Origin of the sequence: Ralstonia sp. ASV6, from assembly GCF_016429285.1 — a bacterium.
Classification (GTDB): Bacteria; Pseudomonadota; Gammaproteobacteria; order Burkholderiales; family Burkholderiaceae; genus Ralstonia; species Ralstonia flaminis.
In genome coordinates this window covers 1-947 of sequence record NZ_JAELUI010000324.1, presented here as the reverse complement: position 1 = coordinate 947, position 947 = coordinate 1, and the positions used below count along the sequence as shown (strand labels likewise).

The following is a 947-nucleotide window of genomic DNA, read 5'->3' as shown; positions in this document are numbered from 1 at the left end:
GCAGAACATAGTGCACATCGGGAATCAGCCTACCCTCCATGAACCACGTCTCATACCGGGGTCGCCGCATGAAGCAAAGCGAATTGGATGACATGATCCATTTCAGATTGGTGGCAACGTCATTCCCTTCAACGCTGACGATGTACTTGTATTGCAACTGCTCAGCAATCGTCATGGGCGCTCTATAGATTGCCTTCCCCTGCACGGACTTCCGGATATCACCGATATCAACGTTCGGCAGGTCATGGCACCGCTCGACGAACTCCTGGCGATGCGTCTGGTAACAGGGTCCTCTGAAAACTGCCATTGATTTTTTTTCGGCAAAATCAATGTTGTCTCGAGCAAAAGAAAAATGTCGGAATGAATCCAATTTCAAAAGAATTCCATTATGCGAAGAATTCTTGATTGGGCGGCTTTTCACAAACGCAGGGGATGCCGGCTCGGTAGTCACATCCCCACAGTCATAATCAAAACTGTACCCCGGTCCAAAATAATCCATCAGACCAACCAGATCATAGAAATATGCGCTGCCGATGTTACGATTTCTACTCTGAACAGTACTCATTGCAGATTCCAACAAGAAGTTGGAATATTCAATCGCATTTCCACTTGGGCCGAACGTTTCCGAAATCGAGTTGTAGTAATTCAGGCGATCCAGTACATCCTGATGGCTGCCGTGACGGCCTTTTCTCTTCAAAAACGCCTCAGCTCTTCCGTGCTTGGTCGCGCGGGCCAGAAAATGGCTCGATGCATTCGAAAAGTAGTACCAGAATTTTCTTGCAGAGACCCGGCTCAGGCGATATTTGAGATGCGGCATGAATCAAACAAGCGATTGCAGAAATGGCCCAGGGATAAAGCGCGCCGACGCGCTTCCTCAAAAAGTGTGATGCCAGGACATCGTTTTTCGAGTGGAAAGCTGCCAGCTCACACGTGATTATGGGTGGCAC

General features: G+C 48.7%; 1 protein-coding gene. It reads right to left on the bottom strand.

Features of this window, described 5'->3' with window-relative positions; translation table 11 throughout:
• Window positions 1–817: glycosyl transferase family 90 (locus tag JHD73_RS27865; protein WP_199033354.1), on the bottom strand; the 817-nt coding region annotated here is incomplete at its 3' end.
• Window positions 818–947: the final 130 nt, after the last annotated feature.